The 1,135-nt window shown below is 43.9% G+C and carries 1 protein-coding gene; it reads left to right on the forward strand.

The window, feature by feature from the left end; translation table 11 throughout:
* Nucleotides 1–313 precede the first annotated feature (313 nt).
* On the forward strand, nt 314–1,135 hold an 822-nt coding region (gene mobV, locus R0J87_RS18265; RefSeq protein WP_498887945.1), incomplete at its 3' end, for a MobV family relaxase.

The raw sequence follows: 1,135 nt of genomic DNA on the forward strand, positions 1-1,135 counted from the left end.
GTGTGGTTTTCGGAAGAAGTAGGCGAATAAAGCCTGCTTCTTTTTTATGGGGTTCGGGGAATATTTCCCCGACAGGTTCGGACAGCGTCCGAGGACTTGAATTTAGGAAAAATAATAGCCGACTTCTTCGGCGATTTTTCCAATCAGCGGAGCTGATCAGAAGGAGCGCAAGCGACTGTCGTAGCCCTCGGCAGAGCCCGCACTTTACGGAGTAAAGTATAGCGGGCTATACTTTACATGGAAGTGTCGCCGGAGAATGTGGTAAAATTGAGAGAGAAAGTTGTTGCCGGTGGGAAGGGCGTGAAGGGGAAAAATGGCGTTCATTATCTGTAATATGCGGAAGTTTAAGAGTGCGGATATAAAGGGTCTACAGATACATAATCAGAGAGAAAAAGAGAGTCACACCAACCCCGATATCGATCAAAATCGGGCGCATCTGAATTATGATTTATTGCATGATAAACGAGTCGATTATAAGGCAATGATCAACGAACATATCGAGAAGAATGTAGAGACGAAACGAGCCATTCGAAAAGATGCGGTTAGGTGCTGTTCGTTCATGATCTCGGCAAGTCCCGAATTCTTTGAAAAGCTGTCTCCAGAGAGCGAAAGGGAATTCTTCAAATCTAATCTGGAATTTATCCAGGAGCGTTACGGAAAAGAGAACGTGATGTATGCGTCAGTACATAAGGATGAAACGACACCTCATATGCACGTGGGTCTCGTGCCGATCACGAAAGAAAAGAAGCTGTCAGCAAAGCAGATTTTCAACAAAGTTGAAATGAAGCAGCTGCAGGAAGCGATCGGGAAGCATAACGAAAAATTTGGCTTGCTGCGCGGTGAGCCTTCAGATAAAAAATATCTTGAAATTCACAAGTTTAAGCTAGAAGCGGATAAAGAGAAGCTGAAAGAAGTAAGCCTTAAAAAAATAGAGATGGAACAGGCGGTTGATCAGATTTCGGGTCGATTGGATGATTTGAAAAAGACAGCATTTGAAGCGCAGGCGGTTGATCAGATCGAAGAACGAGTGAAAGAGAAGGGTTTTTTGACTAAAACTGTTCAGCTGAATAGAGAAGATTTTGAGCAGGTGAAAAGCCTTGCTAAAGCGGGCGAGGTGTTTCGAAAGGACAATAAT

The sequence above is a fragment of the Halomonas sp. SIMBA_159 genome (assembly GCF_046536035.1).
GTDB lineage: Bacteria > Pseudomonadota > Gammaproteobacteria > Pseudomonadales > Halomonadaceae > Vreelandella > Vreelandella venusta_A.